Raw genomic sequence first — 20,599 nt, 5'->3', positions numbered from 1 at the left:
TTCCAAATGCCAATGAAAGAATGTGAAGTAAGCTACTTCCAAGAGCTCCAAGAAAAATCCGGAGTATTGATTCTTATCGACGTTCGTGAGTCCGATGAATTTGGTGAAGTATCGGCACCCTGTGCAAAGAACTATCCTCTCAGCACCTTGGATGTGCAAAAGGTACTCAGTGACTTAGGCCTCAACTCTGAATCCGACCAATCTCTTTACTTCATTTGCAGATCTGGTCGCAGATCGGCAAGTGCAGCCCAAAAGTTCATCGACGCAGGCTTTGAAAATACCTATAACCTATTAGGCGGTATGATGAAATGGCAAGAACTAGGACTCCCCACAAGGAGCACACCCCATGAGCAGATCTCTTGAGATCGTCAACTTCCATGGTATCATCACAGCATCAGCTAAAATGAAATCACTGTTCGAGACCCTCAAACGGGTCTCGCGTACAGATTCGTCGGTGCTTTTAAGAGGGGACTCTGGTACTGGTAAAGAATTGTTTGCCCAAGCCATCCACAACCTCAGCCGCCGCCGCGCAAAACCTTATAGGGCTTTGAATTGCGCGACCCTTTCAGAGCAACTGATGAGTTCAGAGCTTTTCGGTCATGTAAAAGGAGCCTTTACTGGGGCTACCCACCAGCATGACGGACTATTTCATGTGGTTAACGAGGGCTCAATTTTCCTAGATGAAATTGCAGAAATTCCCTTAAATCTCCAGGCGAAGTTGTTGCGAGTTTTTCAAGAGCGGGCCTTCAATCGAGTTGGTTCCACCAAAGTCGAGCATGTAAACGTCAGATTCATCTCTGCAACTCATACCTCCCTTCGTAATATGGTAGCCGACGGCACCTTTCGCGAGGATTTAATGTACCGCCTTCGTGTGATTCCCTTGTTTCTGCCAAAGCTTAGCGATCGCAATGAAGACATTCAGGTTTTGACCGAAAAATTCATCGAAGAGTTCAATCAGCTTGGCTATCGCACCATCGAGCAGGTTTCGAAAGATGCCTGGGACGCAATGATGAGCTACCCTTGGCCTGGCAATATTCGAGAACTTCGCAACAACATCGAACATGCATTCGCCATCGGACTTGGAGACACATTGCATCTTGAAGACCTAACCCCGGAGTTGCAGGGCAAGCAGCCCCCAGAAGAGACCGCTCTGGAGAATATTGAGAAGGAATTGCTTGTAAAAGCTCTCAGAGATAATCATGGTAATAAGGGCAAGGCGGCCGAACAATTGGGAATGAGTCGGCCTACCTTCTGGCGGAAGTGTAAGCTTCATAACGTTTATTAGAGTTAAAGTTCTTCCAGTATTTGCAATAAATATGATTTGGGATGATCTTTAGTCAAGTACTACTGAAAGTTCAATAGAAGGAAGGAAGACATTCACTAAATGTCGATAGATAGAAAAAGACTTATCATCAATGTCGACGATTTTGGCCCATCAGAGGAGGTTTCACTTAGAGCAATCGAGGCCTATCAAGCCAAAACTATTTCTAGCGTATCAGCCATAATAAACATTGATTGGAACCCTAAAATCACAGATTTTGCTCTAGATATAGGCATACCAATGGGAATTCACCTTAACTATACCTCTGGTAAGTCCACTCTCCTGCGTAACAGCAGTCTTGTTGATGATGATCATTTTTTTCTTAACAAGAATTTAACTAGCACATCCCACATCGCTGTTAGGGATCTTTACGAGGAGTTTGAAAACCAAATCCTTAGAATTAAAGATTTGGGGATTAACTTGACACATATTGATAATCACAAAGAGCAGATATATTTCTGCGACCGTCTTTTTGATGTGGTTTTTAGGCTGGCGTCTGAATATTCCCTTCCATTAAGAAACCCCTTCAGAGGACTGACAGCTGATGGAATGGCGGAGAATTGCCATCGATACAAAATCCCAGAAGATCTGATTTTACAGAATCGCAAAAAGGTTCGTAAAATAAGCGACATTTACCAAGTAAAATCTCCGCACAGATTTATAAACGACATCTGGGACAACTCGATTTACCCCAGCTACTTGAAACGACAGCTAGATGAAGCACCAGATCTTACGGAGTTATGCGTGCATATTGAAGGAGAGCTAGGAAAAAGCAAATTGGATTTTATCGCTTCTCAAGAGTTTAAGTCGCACCTTGATATCAATGGCTGGGTCGTTGTTGGGTATGATTGTCTTAGCTGAACTTTTCCAATTTTTAGCAGTCTGAATGATGGCTGTAACTCTTGGCTAGCAAAGGGTACCGGAATTTCCCTTCCACTACACCCCGCTCAGTTAACCGAGAAACCTAATTCTGCCCCCAAGTAAGAATCACCAAAACCTGTCATTCCAGTAATTGAGAAATTCAACAGATTCGAAAATCCACCTCTCACTCCCATATCATTCGATGGGTAGATTTTTCATTCCCACCGCAGACCTGGCAAACAAAGGTTTTGTCAGGATTAATTTTCATTATCATTAAATCGTCAAGAAATCAGGACCACAAGCGATACTCAGAACTAACACGGATGAACGAACTCATAGGACATAGACGCATGAGATTGAAACAACAGTCACTCGCCATACTAGCTGCAGCTGCGCTTATTCAGGGTTGCGGCAGCAGTGGTGGGGGCGATGATAGCAGCAGTTCTGACGACGAAACAGCCATCGATACCAACGACTTCACCCCGACAGCACTGGCGGTATCCCTGCCGACAACACTAACATCCTCAGAAGGCAGTAGCTTACGCCTTACCCAGGATAGCGAGCCCGGAACGAGTCAATCTCAAGGTTATTGGGAGCTAACTGACAAAGTTCAGCGGATTCAGTTGCAATTAGCCGAGCTGACTCTAAATAATGCGATTCTCGACAACGTCTATAGCAGCTCCTGTGGGGGAACCCTCGATTCTGGTTCTTGCACCACAACAGATGCTTGTGCGACGATTACTAAGCAAATTATTAATAATATCAAGGCAACCCTCGGAGAGGAACATTTTGCCACTGAAGGTGATGGCCTATCACATTTCGAAGGCTGGGTTGGCAGTGAGCATTGCTTCAGTTCAGTAACCCTTACGGCCCTCACAAGCAATGACGAAGGCTACAATTTTCAGGCAGAAATGGTATTGGACGATAATAACTCCATCACTCAGTACTGGAATGAGACCAAGGATAAGGTGAAGGTGGTTCATGCTTTCCGTGATGATTTTAGTATGGAAGGCGAAGCCTTTAGCCTCCAAGAGTCGTCAAGTTCGTACTATTCGGGGACATCAACCTTTGTTTTTGATTCCAATGCTGGCACCTTCAAAGCCCGAAACACCTTTTCCTACAGTTACGACAACACTGTTGAGCAGGGCGAAGAAGCCTTTACCATCCAAAGCTTAGACGACAAGCTGGATTTGAACGGAGTTGTTCTAAAAGGTACCATCAGTTCTGAATTTAACGGTAATAAATGGAGCCTAGGTATCGAAGGCAATGTTGATAACAACGGCGGATTTGTTCGAACACAATCAGGCTGGTCTACCTATGAAGTTTCAGCGATGACTTTATCTGCGGCATGTACTGAAGGCATCGACTATGGCCTCTATCCGTCTGGCACGACCGCAACTGAGCTTACTGGTGACAATATTTTCTTCGAGCAGATCGGCTCGTTCTGGTGCTATCCTGCAGCATCCAGCCTCACGGGTGACTCCGTGTATATCTTCAATCAACTTCCCAGTGATCCCACAGGTTTGGTGATCATGGAGATGGCCTGGCCTGAATACACTGAAACTTCGGGCGAAGCAGAGGCTGAGGCCTTTTACCCGACAGTCACGGCATCTGCACTCACCATGGCTAGCCTGACAGCAGCTCCGAGCACCCAATATCACTGTTACGAAGAGCAATTTTCAGCTGCGGGATCAATCGAAGCCTGGCGCGCTGCCGATGGCAAATGCGATTCTGGCAATCTAAACTGGATCAGTGGTGATGGTAGCTTCGGCGATGAGTACTTCTATGATGACAGTGTCGCAGGTGAGTTTCAGGAAATATCTGTCACAATTTCTGGGGTGACGGAGTCTGAAATTCAAGCCTTGTCTGGATTCTCTGATTTTCTTCCATACATGTACATCGCTGTATCTGGCTCGAACCTTTCGACATTGGAACAGTATTCCGACAGCTTTTACAAGCAGGTGATCGGTGGCGCATGGGCAACCTCTCCTGATGCCACGGCAGACACCTCAGGCATCAGCAACTATCAGGTCGATTTCTGGGGGTCTACCGATCAACTAAGCAATGCTGAACTTTTTGTCGAGTCTTTTAATTCGACGACAGGTGAAATGAGTGTTGTTCAAGTATCTGGCGCGAGTTTTACAGCCAGCGAATAGTCGTTACCTGAAAGACATAAATGCTCTTCAACGGAAGACTGTTTCCTTGAGGGGCTTTATGCTTGTTGCGTTTTGGATAAACGAGTTAGAGTTGTTCCAGCTGAAGCTGCACACAGGTGGCTTCTTTCTCTAACAAGCTAATCCGCTCAGAAAGCACCTGCAAAAGCTCTTGGTTTTTATCGAATTCAGCACAAAGACTCTCTGAATTTTCGGGTATGCTCAATGGAATCTGATGATGACCCGATTTTGTTTCGAGTAGCTCTAGAGCTTCAAAGCTGCCATCGGTCTTTTTTAAGTACAGCAAAACAAAGCCATCTTCCTTTGTATAGAAACTGACCTCACGGTTAGTTTCAGACCAAGTCATGGTCAGTCGGTGAGAAGATTCTGAACCTTCATAACCCTTCCAGATAGTCTCTGGCTGAGAGGAAAACATATAGCTTGTGATGAAGGGCAAGCCAAGACAAAGACCAGCGGCCAGTAGAAGCCACCGGTTGATATCAAATCTTTTTTCCTCGGGTTTCTGCGAATGCAGAGTATTTTCTAGAATTCGCTTTTTTCTCTCATCGTCGATCTTCGGACTTCGCTCCGAAGCGTACAGCGCTTCCATCGTATCGAGAAACACCTCGTCATCCAAAACATCGGTGGCAGGATCCTTTGTTGTCATAGGGATAACCTTTCCTCAAGTTCTTTACGGATAGCTCTTTGAAACCTCCGACGAAATCTGGAAATTTGGCTTCGCACGCTACCCTCAGGTTTGTTCAGTCTTCTTGCAATCTCACTAGTCGAGATCCCCTCACCATAAAATAGCCCAAATTCCTGACCACCTTTCTTCGACGAGTATTCAAGAACGAGATCAGAGATAATAGGAATTTCGGGGCGAATGGATGTTGCAGCACCGAACCTAGTTTCCGGAACGGAGTCCAAGGGGTCGGACTTTCGCTCCAATTTTTGACTAGCGGAGCGAAAGTGGTCGATAATTAAATTTCTCAAAGTTGTTACAAGAAACCCTCGAACCCTACTTGGATCGATCTCTTTTTTATAACTTAAAAGAAGAGTAAACGCTTCTTGAACGAACTCGTCGCTCACTTCGTCGGAAAGGCGGTGTTTTTTGGCTATGAAAACTAAAAAATCCACATTTTCAGCATAGTATTTTTGGAAATCCGAATGATCCATGGATTAAGTTTACCTGACTTGCTTGGGCAAGGTGTCGTATAAGCCAACATGGATTTGGCATCTAAATCCAGCCCAGTTAGAACAAAACAGAGCTCTTATAAAGTGCTCTACAGCTCTGTTAGCAAGACCAGCAGAAAAGTCAATACTTATCCATTCCCTTACAGCCGAACATATACTCATGCCATATTAGTATTGTCACGAGTCAGGACCCTAGTAGGAACTTGCAGTAACTTGAAACCCGCTAAAACTGTTCAGTGATCAGAATACTGAGGTCCAACTCGCCCTGCTGAACGTAGCTAATCAAATTGAGTTCTAATTCTTTACAATCACCACCTAAGTTGACAAGCTCGTTGATTACAAAACGGGATTTCTGCAGTACATCTTGCTTATGTAAGTTTGGCTGTGAGGTATGATCCCAGTCTCGCCCCACTCTCTCTCCAGAGCACTTTACCTCTAAGTTTCCGCCAAATCTTAAGTGATATAAGGGCTCAGATTGACAAAAGTTGCGACCATCAATCCAGATACAAGTTAAATCTAGCACCTCGCCATAACCTTCCAGAGTCCCGGCAATATCGAAGAACATATCCTGACCATAGTCCCCAGAAACGGGGATCTTAGCTTTGTAGGTTGTTCTCAGAATATTACCCCAGTAGAACGTCGATTTTTCGAAATCCGCCTCGGTCAGAGTATGCTTCACCCCGCTTACATAGATAGGCTCTTGAGCCAAACTAAGATTGGCAAACCAGAAAGGAGCTGATAGCAATAAATATCTCAATCTTCGGATCATATTAACCTCCTTGAATTGTAGCTTCACTAAGGAATACGATGAAAAGGCGGGATCGCTGCAAAAATCTTCTATCTTTTTTTGCGGGCTCTAAAAACTTTGCCCAATATAGAATTCAAATCCACCCCTGCGAGCTATGAACGGACCGTCACCTAAGTAATTCCTGACTATGTCAAGCTTCAAGCCTGCTCCGATGTTAAAGCCATAAAGAGGCAGTAAGATCTCTGTTTGAGCGTTCATCCCAAGGCCCCAGCTTATTTCTTGGTCGCTGATTTCAAATTTGGAATTATTGATGGCAGCATGTTCCAGAATAGGACCTGCTTCAAGGACGGCAGTGCCAACGGCTTTTGATTGAGTAAGAGATCCTAGCGAAAATTTACGATGGCTTCCCACCAAGACCTGCCCCCGAAAGGTGGATCTTTTCTGACTATAGTTCACAGACCCTGAATCATCTGCATAAGACTCCATAAGCGAGTCCCGAGCTTGGTCATAGCCGAACTTGAATCCCAGGTTCCAGGCACCCAAGACATGTTTTCTGCGGAGCTTGCCATAGACCCCAACGCTGTCACCGTAGCCAGGATCTACTGAAGACAGCCAGCGACTAAACTCTGTTCCGACCTGGAACTGCCATGAATAGTATTTTTGAAATAGCATGATGGCCGGATATTCTTTGTCCGGTGAGAAGTCGAAGTACTTATCAACTTCAGTTTTGCCCGTCTCAGTATTGATAACGCGAATGTGCGACCTACCTGGAGCTAACTTCGCTCCCTGGCTCAGCGCGCCCTTATCCACCCCGTTTACGAACAGCTTGAATTTACGATGACCCTTCCAAAAAGAATATATGGAAGCAAAAAGGCTTTTAGATGGCTTATGTCCTGTTACAAAAATTGGTTCGCTGCCCTCAATTCGGATTCGAAATGTTGGCGTTTGCTGGCCTTTTGTGAATTCATAAGTTTGCTTACGTGCGTAGTTATGCGCCTCAGCAAGGCTAACAGCACCATCGCCATTTAAATCTTGGCGAAAGCCTTCGATCAAGAAGTGAGTATAAACCCCGTTTTTCAAAACTGATGACTCCTGCGCGGGTTGGCTAGGTCCCGATGCAGTCAGAATGTATTCGCCCTCCACTGACTCATCATCGATCCCAGAAAAGTAATCTGATTTCAAAGTTGCCAGCTTCTTTAACATCGGCATGGTTAGCCTCGATTTGCCAACACCAGAGTAACAGAAATCAAGGATCAAAACCTTCTTTCGTGACTTCAAGCTTCTAAACCGATTGACAATCTCATCATAGCCGAGAGCTGTTTCCTGAAGGTTATTGGGGTCCGTATCGCTAGTCACTAGAAAGCGTTTGACTTTACCTGCATCATCCAAACCAACTGTTCCATGGGTGGATAGATAGATCATGACAATATCGGTCGATAGGCGGTTCTGCTCATCTAGTCGTTGAAAGGCTCTCAAAACTTCGTTGCGATTTACTTTCGCAGCATGGTCACCGCTAAGCTGCTCAATACGATCAAATTTTGGGCTGGCAGTATTCTCAAAGAAGCTAGAAATATCTCCGGCATCCTTTTTTGAATATCTTAAAGGATGAAACAGATCGCTTTCGAATGAACTGATTCCAACACTCAGCAGAAGGCGCTTGCTCTGGCTCTCAGCTCTGACTTGAATCGAAAAAAATAGAGAGAGGAGAAGATAGGGCATCCATGTCTTCAAATGCAGTAGATTGTTCATAACCCCTCCCTACTTTACTTATCCCATAACAGAATTTCAAAACTGAAGCTTCTCTAGCAGAAAATGGATGACTTGGCACTAATTTCCGCAAGCCCAGCCTGTAGTTCCAGTTTGTGCTTCCAACATATTGCTGATATGTTTCTGACAAAAGTCGCCATGATAGAAGTTCGATTTACGATCCTTCACACTTAAAAGCAAGCGACAGGTTTCATTCCATTATCCTGATTGCCCTGCCGCAATGTCCGGCAATGAGGAGTGTCTCATCCATGACTCAGCGGGCAAGGTATCCAGGGAGTTACGGCAAGGAAAATGTATGCTAAGAGAGCAAATAATCTTATGGTTTCTGGTTTTACTCAGTCTTGGGTGCCAGGGTGAACTCGATAGGCCAAGTCAAAAAGATATAAATCGCCACCTCTGTGGGCAAGATGCGTTCACCGAGCAGAGCTACCTGCGTGTGCTATTTGCTGACACTAGGCTGGGTGAAGGAGGTTGGATCAAAGCTTCGATTCTCGAAGATAACGAGGCCCATGATATTACCCTGACGAAAGATTTCTGTATTAGCCGAAACACACTTTCAAGCTTCAACAAAAGAAGTCAATTGATTGTCCGAGGTGAACGGGATGGTATCAAGCAAGGCTTTGTAAAAGCTCTTTATGAGCTTGAAACAAGGCACGAAATCATTCTTGAAGATTTTCAAGAAGCTAACTATCAACTATCCTGCCCAACTAACAAAATGAGTCCGTCACGAATAGAACTACCGCTAGTTGGAACAACAACTGAAAAATTACGAGACGGTATTTTCTATCGTCTTGAGGTAAAAGGTGCCGATGGCCTGCACGAGTCTCATAGTGGTCGATTGTGGCAGAATTCTTTACAGCTCGCAAATCCCAGCTTGTGGGGCGATGGTGAATACCAGTTTCACTTTCAGGTTTTTGACTACCTGAGATCGAATGAGGTCGTCGCCGAGATTAGTTGTAACTATACCCTGGACCAAACTCCTCCAATATTAAGCCTACAAGGATCAGTACCAAATAAGATACATGATACAACCCATGTCATCTGGGATTCCTCTGGTCTTTATCTTCAAGGCAGCGACGACACTCAGTCTGTGGAAGTCTGCTTTCAGCAGCTCGACGCTCCTCCGACTCCTGAGGATCATTCGGCCTTTATGGAATCTCTAAACGATTGCCCTAGTGTCGTAAGAACGGACCTACTGTCCCCCGTGATGTTTGACGAAGGCTTCTATCTAGTCAGTTACCGAGGCAAAGATGAACTTGGGAATCAGTCAGCCTGGGCTAGCTGGAAAGAGCTTTCCGTAAGCAATCAGTCCACCGTCGAAGCTATTAAGAGAGCGAGCCAAGACCATGGGCTCTTTGACTTAAGCGTTCCTTCCAACGGACTCACAGCATCGATCAATGCGCTAAGGCTTGGTAAGGCATATTTAGAGCTAAAAAATGATTATGATCGGGACGAGCTATTTTTTAAGGCCCTCAAAGCTACTCTAGAAGTCAACGACATGGCCATCCAGTTGATCGACTCCATTGAAGAAGGTGGTAGTGCTGCCCTAGCCATCGCTCCGGACCGTCAGCTTTTATTTAGAATGACAGAGAACACCCTTAATGTGCTACACGTCGTCACCAATGAGCGGCAAGAAATCCCACTACCCGAAGAGCTTCGCAATGTGTATTTAAAAGTATCCCAAAACAGCCGAAAACTGGTCATCGGGGGGATAAATATGTATGCGATCTACGATCTTGATCAAATCGATAGTCCTCCCCTACTGTACGAGAGCAAAGATTTTTTTCAAGGCTTCGAAATTTCACCTTCAGGTCGCTACTTGCTCCTGAGAAGCTACATGAAAGGCTTTAAATTGCTCGACCTTGAATTAGGGAATGTCATTGAGGTCCCCTCATCTGATGGTTTTACCTACAATACAGGGAGTTTTTTGGATGATGAAACTTTTGCTGTGAGTAGGCCAACACATCAAGCCAACATCGAAGTATGGAAGCTTTCTCCAACCCCCGTTCGACTAGCAGTCCATGGGATCGAAGATACACCTTATTCATTGGCCTGGCGGGATCGCAGGCTTTTTGTCGGTGGTAGCAGCGGGGTCATCTACCAGTTTGATGGCTTTGTAGAGAGTTCGGAAAAGAAACTCTTTTCATTTGTGGCAGATAGTGCCGATAAATTGGAATTCATCAACGATTTTCTCGTGGCTCATACGCTTACCAACGATATCATCTTGATCGATGAAGATGGAAAATCTCAAAAGATCGACCGTGCCGGCGCCTATGACTACGATGGATTTGCCGTAGACTCATCGGGGATTCTTTATACTATTGGCGAGCTGTCAATTAATGTTTGGGATCTAAGCTATAGAGAGTCCCAAACTCTCCCCCTTCAAGGGCAGGTTAAGGAGTACTTTGAAGAAAGTGGGATCATCATAACCTACGATAAGAATCTGGACTTGTTTTTTGCCTATCGACTGCACGACTATTCCAGAATATCGCTGGGTAGGGAATTCGTTTTTGGTGACTATGACTCATCGTGCTTTGTTAGCGTCAATAAAGAGTTTCAAAAGTTCTATTTCACCTTCCGCTCTGGAAGACTTGAGCGACTCGCGGCCCCAGATCCTCAAGGCTGCGTTTATCGAGAGTACGTTCAGCAGAAATTCTTGCGTTATACTGATAATGAAACCACAGAGATCTGGATGTTTGACGAATCGAATGCACCTGTTCAGCTTATATCGGTAAGCGGGTACTACACGAATATCTTTGGCACTCTACCCGTTCTTGTCGTCGAAGACTGGGAAACCTTGAGCTACAACTACTATCGGCTCAGTCACCCCTTACTTTGTCAGAACAAACTACCATGTAACGAAGTACCTGAAGAAGAAACTAAGCTCCTATTTAGCTCTGAGTCCGAGATCTTAGCAGATCCCTCAGGACTCTTTGGATTTACTGGATCTATCGGCCCTCATCTATCCGATGTTAGTGGTAAGGTGGTATTTTCATCTCCAATTAAATCGTGGGATTTTTCAATTCATGATGTTTTAGAACAGAGAAAGACTCTATTCTTTAGCTCTAGAGCAAGCCTCTTTCTCTGGCCTTGGGAAGAAGAATCTCTGATTATACGTTTGTCTGGAGATTCATCGGCAGTCGTCGATAGACTTGCCAATAGCTTTTTACTGGATGGTTCCACGGGAGCTAAGCTGATTAAACTTGATGTGGAATCGCAAGTTCGTGAGATTTGTCAGCGCCTCGAACGCTATTTACTGAGAAACTTTGAATCTTTTGAGCCTGAGGCCTCGTTCTGTTCACAATACTGGTAGGGCGCAAAGCGCCCTCAATCAGAAGCGCTCTGAAATTGTAACATCGAGATCAATCTTACTGATAGTCGTTCCCGATCTTCCCGAAATTTTGACTGTTAAGCTTTCGCAATCTCCCCCTGTATTGAGTTCGTTGTCAACAATAAGATTGATACTGCGGTGCCTATCTATAACAGAATCAAAAATATAGCGCCCCTGTGAGATCCAACGCTCCATGGTTTCTTTAATCTCACGAACCTCCTGGCTTGAAAGCAGGGAGTTTTTATCGTCGGATTCGTTACCAATAGGAATCCCGCTACATTTGACATCGATGTTGACTATAAACTTAAATTGGTTTCTAGGATTCACGGTCATCCGATGACAGTCAGGTGGATAGCCGCTACCAATCAAGACCATACCGCCAGGCTGCGGATAGTATTTATGGCATTCAAAACCGTCGTTATAGAAACCATTGCCTTCCACAGCAGCCTCAATATCGAATATGAGTTGATTCTCACCACTATCACCTGAAACTGGAATCGTAAGTTCATACTCACGACCCCAACGATTTACAAAATCTCGCTCATCAAAGCTATATTTGATACCTGCAATAAATATCGGATCTTTTCTAGCCTGCAGCGAGGCTGTGGATTCAAAGCGAGGGTCTTCCTCATTCCATGTTTTTTCTAGCTCTAGATCATTGCGTTCCGACAAGATCTTAGCTTCAACACTAGATGTCATAATTATCGTTGGTAAAAGTAGATAAGCAAATCGATATGCACGGTTCATTGTCTGATCTCCATTTTTATGCAGTAGAAAATTATTTAATACGATCTAAAGTCATCTCTAAACTTCCAATTTCGTTTTCTGCTATTTGTGAGGCATGGTCCTTTAGCCAATCAATCTGCCTGGCAAGAAAGTCTTTAAGCTCCGTCATAGCTGAATCGGCCTCCATTACTTTGCTTTGAATTAGATCTCGGGTCTCACGAATAGCTGCTGTGCGTAGGCTTACTTGACTCGAAGCTCCACAGTCTTGATTCAATACCTCCTTAGCACCGCCTAAATCGATTAAAGTTTGTGCAATTTGCATGGAAGTCAGTTCATCTGCTGAAAATTGCAGAAACTCAAGGAGCAAGCTAGCCTGATCAAGTACCTGTAGAGCCTCCGCGTAACTTTGGTCTGGAGTAGCCATAGCAAAAACCATCCCAAGAGTTCGATCCAGCTTTAGCAAGGATTCAGCCAAGAGTTGAAAGTATTTGGGTTCGGGTAGGCTTACTAAGCGATCGACCACTAGCTGGCAGGCTGGCTTGAAAGCTTGAAACCCTTGAGTTCCTTTTAGACCTGCGATTCTAAGGCCAGCCTGCCCATACTGATGCAAGAACGTGAGTCGGGTTGTAGCCCCATGGCTTGCCGCGAGGTGCCCTTCTCCAACGACCTCTTGGCCATCGTTTAGCGTATAATTTGCTGAAAACGGTCTCAAGGATTCACACGAAAAACTTAATTTAGCAATGGACTGAAAAGGGGCAGCCCGAAGATCTTCGGGAATTTGATCCATAAAGCTTGGCATCAGGCTTCTTGGCTCGAAATGACAAGGAGGGCGATACCTTTCAGGATTTGAGCTAGCCTTGATACAAGACTGACTAGCATCGAAAATGACATTACCATAGCTTTGGCTAGCGGTTAAAAGGGATATGCCGATCAGCAGAGATCGAATCATGGGACACCTCCTTCAGTTATAAATTGTGATTCTAAGATGTCTATTGCTCCTGTCAGGCGATCCAACTTTGCAACAACACGAATGTCATGTGATAGCTGCATCAATACATATAGGTCTTCGTGTCCTTTTAGAAACTCCCTCAGGTAGGGGTCAAAGCTCTTTATAATGGGTTGAAAACAACTGTTAGGGCCTAGGATGTCTTTCAACAAACAAGGGCTCACCGGCACCTCCGGTAAAGGTCTCCATAGCTGTCTCGGGCTCAAATGCGAGGCATCGAGAATGGCTGCAATCTGGTCCTCACTCAAATCTTCACTAAGAGCCAAGGGCTCTGTCAGAAAGGGAGCAGCTCGCTCGTAGCATTCGTTTCGAGGCTTAATAACCTGAATCGAACTATTCGTAAAGTTTTCAGAGTTGGAGACTTGAAGGGTGATTTCCTGGCAGTTCCCTGTAGAGATTGGCCTAGGGCTCACGCTCACACTACTTGGAACTCCTTCAACACTTAGGTTGACCGGGCTTTCAATGTGCCAGAACAGGCGGAATGAATTTTGATTGATCCCTGGACTTCCCCAATTGATCCCGTGATCATATCTTACACCACCTTTATAATGGCTTCCATAGGCTAAACCGTCACTTCCAAAGCAGAAGCTATTCTCTAAACATTCTTCTTGTCGCCCTTGGGTTTTTTGATCCCTCCAGCTTTGAAGCAACTTTGGAGTGCCAATTGAGATGTGGGAGCGTTCAAGTTCATAACTTTCGGGAGTCAAGCAGTAATCTGTCAGATTACTTTCGCCAAGGTCGTCTACTATACCAGCTTCCCAGGTGCTTCGATCGATTTCAAAGATTCCAAAACCTATTATTTGCTGTCCTTCTGACGGTAAAAAGCGGTAGCTGTCATCTATGATAAAATCGTTGTCTTTTAGGAGCTGAGCAAAGGCAATGTTTTCTAAAACTATGCCCTCTGATATGGTTCGCTTCACTTCAGAATCCAGATGATCCAGCAAGGTCTGGCACCGCGAAGTACTTGGCAGGTCACCGTCGGGAATCGAACCTAGCTCCTTTACTTGTAGGATCGTTACGAGCTCATGATCAGAGTCACAATCAGTTTCAGAATCACTAGAGCAATTTTCTTCATCGATCGGCTTACATGCTTCTTCAGTGGATGACGAGCATAGCTCAGTGGAGCCATTTCCACCAACTTTAGCACTATTGGCTTCCATAGCGCGACAGGACTGAAGAGGCATCAAACTAAGCGATGCAACGAATAAGCTTCTTTGAAAGTTAGCCACGATCATACCTTTCTTTGATAGTGTGAACTTCGTCTGCTATTTGCTGACTGATTTCTCTCGCTTCCCTTCCGAGTCGCTTTGCAGCAATCATCAACTCTTCTCTCAACTCATCAGCTCGCTCCTTTTTCACAGGAGACGGATCACCTTGACTTGCGATGATCTCTTCGTTAATAGCTTTCATTAGAGATTGGTATTCGTCTTGTCTAGGCTTCAAGGCTCTAACTTGGTTTTCATACTGTACAATTCGTTCTTGCAAATCTTTAGGAAAGTACTTTCTTATAGATTCGATGTCCTGCCTAATACGTTCAGGTTCGCCCTTTGGAATAACCTCATCCTGAACGAGTACATCAGATTTTTTCCCGTTTTTTTCCGCCGATCTGTCTTGTTCTTCGTCTTCAGCCTCTACCACCCTTTGATCAAGCTGAGATCCATCTTCGTTGGGAGCAGGCTCCGATTGTGTTGACTCAAATTTCGGTGTCGAGCTATTAGCAGCAACAAAATATATCGCTCCCAATGTAACGCCAAGAATAAGAAGTAGGGCCATGACCCATGTTCCTCTCATAATATGCCTCCAAAAGAAGTGCGGAACCATGGGTTCCGCATTTTTAAGAATCTAGAGTGTGCAGGTGGATTTATCGACACAAGCTCTCATTGCAACAGTTGTAGTTCCTTGCTGAACGATAAAGCTATCTTTCTTGAAGGACTTACGAATCTTACCATAATAGTTGTATTGAGCGCTTGTTGAGCCTTGAGCCTTACTACCGCCAAGTTCATCACGATGACTTAGCTCAAGGAACAACTCGTCACCCTGACGATTGTTCTGCATAAAGGCTATGTTGATGGCTGTTTCTAGGGTTTGGAGAGCATTGTTGCTCGGTTTGTTTAAGTAGGAAGCTAGCTTTCGTTCCAGTACACCGCGAAAGGAAGGACCCTTGCTGTTGGAAGGAGAAGGCCAGGGTTGATTGATATCAAGCTTATTAGCATAGCCTTCCGTATCATGGATGGCTCTTTGCAGTAGATGCTCAAATATGGTAAGGGACGGTTCTGCACCACCTAAAAAACTAGGAAAATCCTCTGACAATTCTTCAAGACACCGCCTAGAGCTATCATATGAGCATGCACTAACTGCCCCCATGCTATATTCATGCAAGGACTTGAGCTTTTGTTCGATCAGAGGAAGATCATCCTTTGCTACTTTGTCTTTGGCGTTATTCAAGGGAATTGGCCGAATTTATCAGCAAACATTTGTTGATACCTATTCGAAAGCAGCATGCTGCAAGCTCTACAATCAGAAAACCCCGATCACCGCAGCTGATCTTCTTAATGATAGAGTCTTACCACTTTTTGAGAATCATGGAATGGGTGTACTCAGGATTCTCACAGATCGTGGCACCGAATACTGCGGCAAGGTTGAGCAACATGACTTTCAGCTATATCTGGCTGTCAATGACATTGATCATACCAAAACAAAAGCTAGGCATCCGCAAACAAATGGTATCTGCGAGAGGTTCCATAAGACTATTTTGAACGAATTCTAACAAGTTACCTTCAGGAAAAACCTTTACAGAAGCATGGAAGAGCTTCAAAAGGACCTCGATGACTGGGTCGAAGACTATAATGTAAATCGAACACACCAAGGTAAAGTGTGCTGTGGACGGACTCCAATGCAGACTTTTCTTGACGGGAGACAGGAATGGAGGGTAAAGGTTGACGAGCTGAATCTGAACTAACAGACAATCAAATAGGAATGTCAAAACAGGGCTAGTGTCCGATCGGGTCTAAATTTTTACAAATTAGATCGTAGTGCTTGTTACCCATTGTATTTAGGATCACAGTATATGACCCTAGCTCCACGTTTTTTAGCTTGCCACTCAAGCTTTTTCTCGAAATCGTACCATCCTTCACGAAGAATAGCTCTATTTAAGCCCGATTTCTGCGCCACCATCTTACCTGGATTATCTATCGTTCCTTTAGAACTCCTACTCATATTGCGAATCTTAAGGTCTTCAATGGCTATTACAGCATGGTTTTTGCTGAGCCTAACCGCTTCTTTCCACAAAGAATCCATGTTTTTGAGTCACTTCCACAAGAAACCAATGTGAGTGTCATTAGAACTGTAATAATTAGCTTCATTTTGTTTCCTTCAATTTTGTCGGTTAATCACTTTATTTGCCTGTAACTGGACAAAAGTGTTAGCCGAAGCGTCGAGGGAGGCTCCAGCAGCCGCAATTGTTGCAATCGCGATAGATTTGTTTATAAATTTCATATTTTACAGCTCCACCTTTATTTAAAGGATCATTCTTGATTAAGGTTTGCACCTATCTATCCCTTTTTGGCGCAATGTCGATATTATGTATTCACGAGAGATATCCAATATCGCCAATTACATATATTCAGATGGCTTATTTCATGTAATATCGCATGAAAATGACCACGCTAAACAGTATGTTTATTTTTGAGAGCACGAAAAACGAATTTGGCCTTATCGAGCCTTTGTTCCATTCCAGTTGAGCATCCTATGATGGGTGGGCGATGATAGGCTCTTCGCAATTGACGCAGTGCTAATTGTTAGGATAAACGAAAAGGGTCAGACGTAAAGGCTGTCTGAAATAGCCCGAAGGTCACCTAAAGGTTGGCCCCCGCTATAATCTTTGAACTAGTGGGGGAGTAGGTCGGGATCAACTAGGGTCTGGTGTAGCACCACCACCGCAGCCAGGTATAAAAAGCAGGGCGTCACCACCATTATTACCTTCCCCTTGGACACACCAGAAGCCGTTGACCTTTATCAAGGTAACAGGGTTTCTATTAGCTGCTTCAGCGTCATGTTGAGAGCCTTTTGAACAAGTGGGAAGCCCTAGAATTTTGGCATTTTCTGGAACGTTGTCTGCAAGGATACACCAGTTTTGACTGCTATAGATCGCCGTGTATTGGTTACCTGAGGGGGGAATTTCCAGGCTTTCTCGTGGTTCTGGGCTTTCACTGGGCTCCTTTTCTGGGGTCTTATTTCTATCCTCGACAGCAAGCTCCTCATTTTGCTCACCCGGCTTAATTGCCTCTGTTGAGTCTCTTGTTTCAACAGGGGCTTTCTGCTTGTCTGTGTCTACTTCATAGACCTGTTTGTCTCCTATAGGAGCAGTTCGGTTTGAATTCTCACTTGTGTCTCCACAACCTTGGTTAACCACGAAAATCATGAGCAATAAAATCTCTAGGCTACGCATTATGTTCTCCTTCAGCGATTCGTTCAGTTTTCCATCTTCTTTCACTTTTTGGGCCAGTTAGGTTTACAAGGGTGGGTATATCTATGGTGAAGTAATTATTAAATTATATGAGGTTATATTAGACTTCGAGATTTCTGGGAGGGGGCTCGAGATGCGGCAGCCTAGAACACCCGATGTCTTGAAAGTTTTGTAGCTTGCTAGAATTGTTGGTTTAAAAGCTCGCTGACTGAACCGACGGTAGACTTGACGAGGTTGGAAGTGACATGGTCTTTTGTAAGTTTTTGATATTATCTGTTTTTCCATAGGTTTAAGAAGCTGCTGCTGTCGTGGGATTTGGGTGTTACCTCACCCCGATGCTATTCTTAAAGGGAAATCAGGATAGTTCTGAGGATATGTTTGGCAAAGAATAGAAAAAGCCGTACTTGGTCATCGGCCGAAATACGAGAACAAAAGCTAGCTGTCAAATCAGAGATAGAAGAGGCAAGCAAGGATGTTTCCCCTGATGAAAGGTTCCAATTTATCTTGGAGCGCCTCCAGAACTTTGGGGATTCCGTCCGAGGAAATGATATCTTAAAGGCCTTTATTTTTGGGATGTCAGCTCTTAATCATCACTTAAAGTATGGAAATCTTTCTCCTTCCGAAGTGAACGGTCTGTTTCAATTGGCAGAAAATCATCTAAAAGTAAGTGGGTTGAAACCTCAGGCTTCAAAGAATGCCTATCTTTACGGAGAACTGTATCTTCTTATGAGCCAGATCCACTTGTTGGAAGGAAGTCCCTGGGAATCACTCTGGGAACAACAATATGCGCTACTGGCTTCTGGCTCGTCCTATCCCGAAGGCAAGGGCCTTTTTTATCTATCCTTGGGTATCCGAGCCCTCAAATTTGGTAACGCCCAATCAGCCATTGCTGCCTTCGCAACTGCAGAGAAAGAGGGAGTATCAGGAAACACTCTTTTTAAGGTTAGGCTGGGATTGGCTCGAGCTCATAGGCTTAGTCACGATATGCAGTCGGCTCAAAAAGTAATTGAGTCAACCAGAAGCTTATCAAATATACCTGATTCTTTCCTAAGAGAGCTAGTATGGGAAGAGGCTTGTTGCCAAATCTTAGCAGGTAGTGATTTGCAGGCGCTTGTGGATCTGGTGATGAAAAAACGAAGCCACTTTTTGCCAAGTTATATATTTGAATGCTTTTTCTGGGCCTTATCGAGTTCTTCAACCAAGTGGATGCAAACCCTTCCCAAAATTCGACCATTATCAAGGCGAAAGGGTATTGATATTGATAGAACAAACCTTTTCTATCGATTTGCTTTTGAGTTTGAACGTGCATATGACTCAGAAGTTCCCTTTCTTGTTCGCCTGCGAAAGGTTTGTGCTATCTTGAAAAAAGTTAAGCAGCTTCGTAACATTGATAAGGAAATGTTGGTTTGGATGGCCGCTTGTAGGTGGTTTACAAGGAGGAATCAAAAATTCCTGGCTCATTCAGCTTTTTTTGAATACAAATCTTTAAGCCTACGCCTCAGTGGTGGTCGAGTGGGGGATACTCTTTCACTAGCAGAGGACTTGCTAAGTAAATCATGGGATCTTGATGCCTAAAAACTTACTATTTCTAGGGTTTTTTGTTCTGGCTTGCAGCTGCAAGCCACAGAGCAGTTTAGTGGGGAAAAGTGATCGACCATCAGAGGAAACCGAAGGAATGCCAAGCTATGCTATAGCCTGTTCGTTTCAAGAGAAGGCCACGGTTGCCAAACCAAAAGACGTCACTTTTTGCAAAATAGTTTCATCAACAGACCCCAAACAGACCGCTAAGTTAGGTACAGATATTAAAGATCTATCTTGGTCTTATGAAGTGTCTTTACAGGAAATCAATGTGCAGGTATCGGAATCTACTGAGGGAGCTACTTTTCAAGTCATGTATCAAATGTCAAACCCCACTGAGGAAGATATTCAAAATGCGAGGCCTCTAGTCAGCTTTATAGCATCATTTACCAATATACACCTAAATACTCGACAAGAGAAAAAGTTAGTTTTGTCAAAAGTAAATTCCCCGCTTGATCCTTTGCCTGAAAATGACCCAATGGCACCAGATTCGACTACTGTTGTTGCAAACCATGTTTTAGGGGTCTTTGATGGTCAATCATGGTGTATTCAGCAGCTCGATGGACAGGCTGGATTTGAGATACTGGACGTGCTGCCTTGTAGCGGTAACGTTCAACACAATCAAGCCGCAGCCAGTCGAGGGCCTGCAAACATTATTCGTGTGAACGGAAATTGGTGTGTACAGGGGGTTGGTAATAATGGAGGCGATGCTTTGCTTGCTATTCCGGGGTGCGGTGGTGGAGCAAGCCCTGATCCATAGTAAGAAGCGTATTCTCTGAGTTTGCTGCCTACTTACTGACCGCTTGCGCGGATTTTAGCAGCCTTCCATCAATCCCGCCCAAGGCAACAATTTAGGGCCGACAGCTAGCCATACCCCCTGATGCTAAAGGGCTTCGGCTATCCATCTAAATGCAAGAAGCAAAAAAAGTATATCTTATTGGAATTGGTAGATAAAATGGCCTAATTCTGCTCTAATCTCGTCGCCAAACCAAATCCAAGCAGAATATGAAAGGCCATAAAATGCTAAAGCATTTGCTCGGTATCATAAATGATTTTAATTGCGTTCCCAAGAGACTTCAGGGAATTATTTCCCAGTACATAATGTTTTTGATGCTTAAGTCAACTAGACATGATCTACGAAAGGCATCGCGCATTTTTGGAACCCATGAATCTAACTATAGCCGTATGCTGTCAGGTGCGAGAACTCGTCAAATTGCGAGGCTCTGCCTGAATCGAGCTATTCGGAGAAGGATTTCCAAGATCAAAATTGAAGATGATATCTTTCTTGCAATCGACGCGACTTTTACCAGTCGCAGCGGCAGGAAAATCCAGAATAGAAGGAAGTTCCGCCATGTGTCCTGTCCGAGCAAGGGTGTCACAAATCAAGACAAAAATTAAGATAGGCCCTGATATCACTCATGGGCAGTCTCTTTCCAAAAACTCCTTCTT

The 20,599-nt window shown here is 44.4% G+C and carries 18 protein-coding genes and 1 pseudogene; 8 read left to right on the top strand and 11 right to left on the bottom strand.

Annotation, left to right across the window (positions count from 1 at the left end; translation table 11 throughout):
- The first annotated feature begins 6 nt into the window (after window positions 1–6).
- The 4 genes from B9N89_RS09445 to B9N89_RS09430 all read left to right on the top strand — a co-directional run bounded on the left by B9N89_RS09445 (window position 7) and on the right by B9N89_RS09430 (window position 4,338).
- On the top strand, window positions 7–363 hold the full coding sequence (locus tag B9N89_RS09445; protein ID WP_132318104.1) for a rhodanese-like domain-containing protein: 357 nt from the start codon (window positions 7–9) through the stop codon (window positions 361–363).
- Complete coding sequence (locus B9N89_RS09440; RefSeq protein ID WP_132318106.1) at window positions 347–1,285, top strand: sigma-54 interaction domain-containing protein; 939 nt, start codon at window positions 347–349, stop codon at window positions 1,283–1,285. Before B9N89_RS09445 ends, B9N89_RS09440 begins: the two co-directional genes overlap by 17 nt.
- Window positions 1,286–1,384: 99 nt before the next feature.
- Window positions 1,385–2,182 carry a ChbG/HpnK family deacetylase gene (locus tag B9N89_RS09435; protein ID WP_132318108.1) on the top strand — a complete coding sequence of 266 codons (798 nt, stop codon included), beginning with the start codon at window positions 1,385–1,387 and terminating at the stop codon, window positions 2,180–2,182.
- Between the two features lie 350 nt (window positions 2,183–2,532).
- On the top strand, window positions 2,533–4,338 hold the full coding sequence (locus tag B9N89_RS09430; RefSeq protein ID WP_132318110.1) for a hypothetical protein: 1,806 nt from the start codon (window positions 2,533–2,535) through the stop codon (window positions 4,336–4,338).
- Between the two features lie 85 nt (window positions 4,339–4,423).
- On the opposite strand, the gene B9N89_RS09425 is transcribed toward B9N89_RS09430, so the two are convergent.
- The 4 genes from B9N89_RS09425 to B9N89_RS09410 form a co-directional block, all read right to left on the bottom strand.
- Entirely contained in the window at window positions 4,424–5,002 is a 579-nt protein-coding gene (locus B9N89_RS09425; protein WP_132318112.1) for a hypothetical protein, read from the bottom strand.
- Complete coding sequence (locus B9N89_RS09420; RefSeq protein WP_132318114.1) at window positions 4,999–5,511, bottom strand: RNA polymerase sigma factor; 513 nt, start codon at window positions 5,509–5,511, stop codon at window positions 4,999–5,001. Before B9N89_RS09420 ends, B9N89_RS09425 begins: the two co-directional genes overlap by 4 nt.
- A gap of 241 nt (window positions 5,512–5,752) precedes the next feature.
- Window positions 5,753–6,298 carry a hypothetical protein gene (locus tag B9N89_RS09415; protein ID WP_132318116.1) on the bottom strand — a complete coding sequence of 182 codons (546 nt, stop codon included), beginning with the start codon at window positions 6,296–6,298 and terminating at the stop codon, window positions 5,753–5,755.
- Between the two features lie 87 nt (window positions 6,299–6,385).
- Window positions 6,386–8,026: a caspase family protein gene (locus tag B9N89_RS09410; RefSeq protein WP_132318118.1), complete on the bottom strand. Its 1,641-nt coding sequence runs from the start codon at window positions 8,024–8,026 to the stop codon at window positions 6,386–6,388.
- Between the two features lie 313 nt (window positions 8,027–8,339).
- On the opposite strand from B9N89_RS09410, the gene B9N89_RS09405 reads away from it, so the two are divergent.
- The gene (locus tag B9N89_RS09405; RefSeq protein ID WP_132318120.1) at window positions 8,340–11,357 is read left to right on the top strand and encodes a hypothetical protein; all 3,018 of its coding nucleotides are present in this window, start codon (window positions 8,340–8,342) and stop codon (window positions 11,355–11,357) included.
- Window positions 11,358–11,375: 18 nt separating this feature from the next.
- Here B9N89_RS09405 and B9N89_RS09400 read toward each other — a convergent pair whose 3' ends face one another.
- The 5 genes from B9N89_RS09400 to B9N89_RS09380 are packed head-to-tail and all read right to left on the bottom strand — an operon-like array spanning window position 11,376 to window position 15,552.
- On the bottom strand, window positions 11,376–12,122 hold the full coding sequence (locus B9N89_RS09400) for a hypothetical protein (RefSeq protein ID WP_132318122.1): 747 nt from the start codon (window positions 12,120–12,122) through the stop codon (window positions 11,376–11,378).
- A gap of 31 nt (window positions 12,123–12,153) precedes the next feature.
- A complete protein-coding gene (locus B9N89_RS09395) occupies window positions 12,154–13,050 on the bottom strand; it encodes a hypothetical protein (protein ID WP_132318124.1) in 897 nt (298 codons plus the stop codon).
- Entirely contained in the window at window positions 13,047–14,336 is a 1,290-nt protein-coding gene (locus B9N89_RS09390) for a hypothetical protein (protein WP_132318126.1), read from the bottom strand. The genes B9N89_RS09395 and B9N89_RS09390 overlap by 4 nt, the downstream gene beginning before the upstream one ends.
- Window positions 14,329–14,898 (bottom strand): hypothetical protein, encoded by a 570-nt coding sequence (locus B9N89_RS09385; RefSeq protein WP_132318128.1) that lies wholly within the window; start codon window positions 14,896–14,898, stop codon window positions 14,329–14,331. Before B9N89_RS09385 ends, B9N89_RS09390 begins: the two co-directional genes overlap by 8 nt.
- A gap of 51 nt (window positions 14,899–14,949) precedes the next feature.
- Window positions 14,950–15,552 (bottom strand): hypothetical protein, encoded by a 603-nt coding sequence (locus B9N89_RS09380; protein ID WP_132318130.1) that lies wholly within the window; start codon window positions 15,550–15,552, stop codon window positions 14,950–14,952.
- Between B9N89_RS09380 and B9N89_RS09375 the strand changes: the two are divergent.
- Window positions 15,551–16,066: pseudogene (locus tag B9N89_RS09375) on the top strand (integrase core domain-containing protein); the annotation flags it as partial. The gene B9N89_RS09380 and the pseudogene B9N89_RS09375 sit on opposite strands and share 2 nt — an antisense overlap.
- A gap of 80 nt (window positions 16,067–16,146) precedes the next feature.
- Here B9N89_RS09375 and B9N89_RS09370 read toward each other — a convergent pair.
- The gene (locus tag B9N89_RS09370; RefSeq protein ID WP_132318132.1) at window positions 16,147–16,404 is read right to left on the bottom strand and encodes an IS200/IS605 family element transposase accessory protein TnpB; all 258 of its coding nucleotides are present in this window, start codon (window positions 16,402–16,404) and stop codon (window positions 16,147–16,149) included.
- Between the two features lie 610 nt (window positions 16,405–17,014).
- Window positions 17,015–17,554, bottom strand: coding sequence for a hypothetical protein (locus B9N89_RS09365; RefSeq protein WP_132318134.1), 540 nt, complete (start codon window positions 17,552–17,554; stop codon window positions 17,015–17,017).
- 396 nt (window positions 17,555–17,950) lie between these two features.
- Between B9N89_RS09365 and B9N89_RS09360 the strand changes: the two genes are divergently transcribed.
- Window positions 17,951–19,147, top strand: coding sequence for a hypothetical protein (locus B9N89_RS09360; RefSeq protein WP_132318136.1), 1,197 nt, complete (start codon window positions 17,951–17,953; stop codon window positions 19,145–19,147).
- On the top strand, window positions 19,140–19,910 hold the full coding sequence (locus tag B9N89_RS09355; protein ID WP_132318138.1) for a hypothetical protein: 771 nt from the start codon (window positions 19,140–19,142) through the stop codon (window positions 19,908–19,910). The genes B9N89_RS09360 and B9N89_RS09355 overlap by 8 nt, the downstream gene beginning before the upstream one ends.
- Window positions 19,911–20,599: the final 689 nt, after the last annotated feature.

It is taken from the genome of Pseudobacteriovorax antillogorgiicola (assembly GCF_900177345.1).
GTDB lineage: Bacteria > Bdellovibrionota_B > Oligoflexia > Oligoflexales > Oligoflexaceae > Pseudobacteriovorax > Pseudobacteriovorax antillogorgiicola.
Note: the sequence above shows the minus strand (reverse complement) of the source record. Positions and strands in the feature narration are given on the sequence as shown.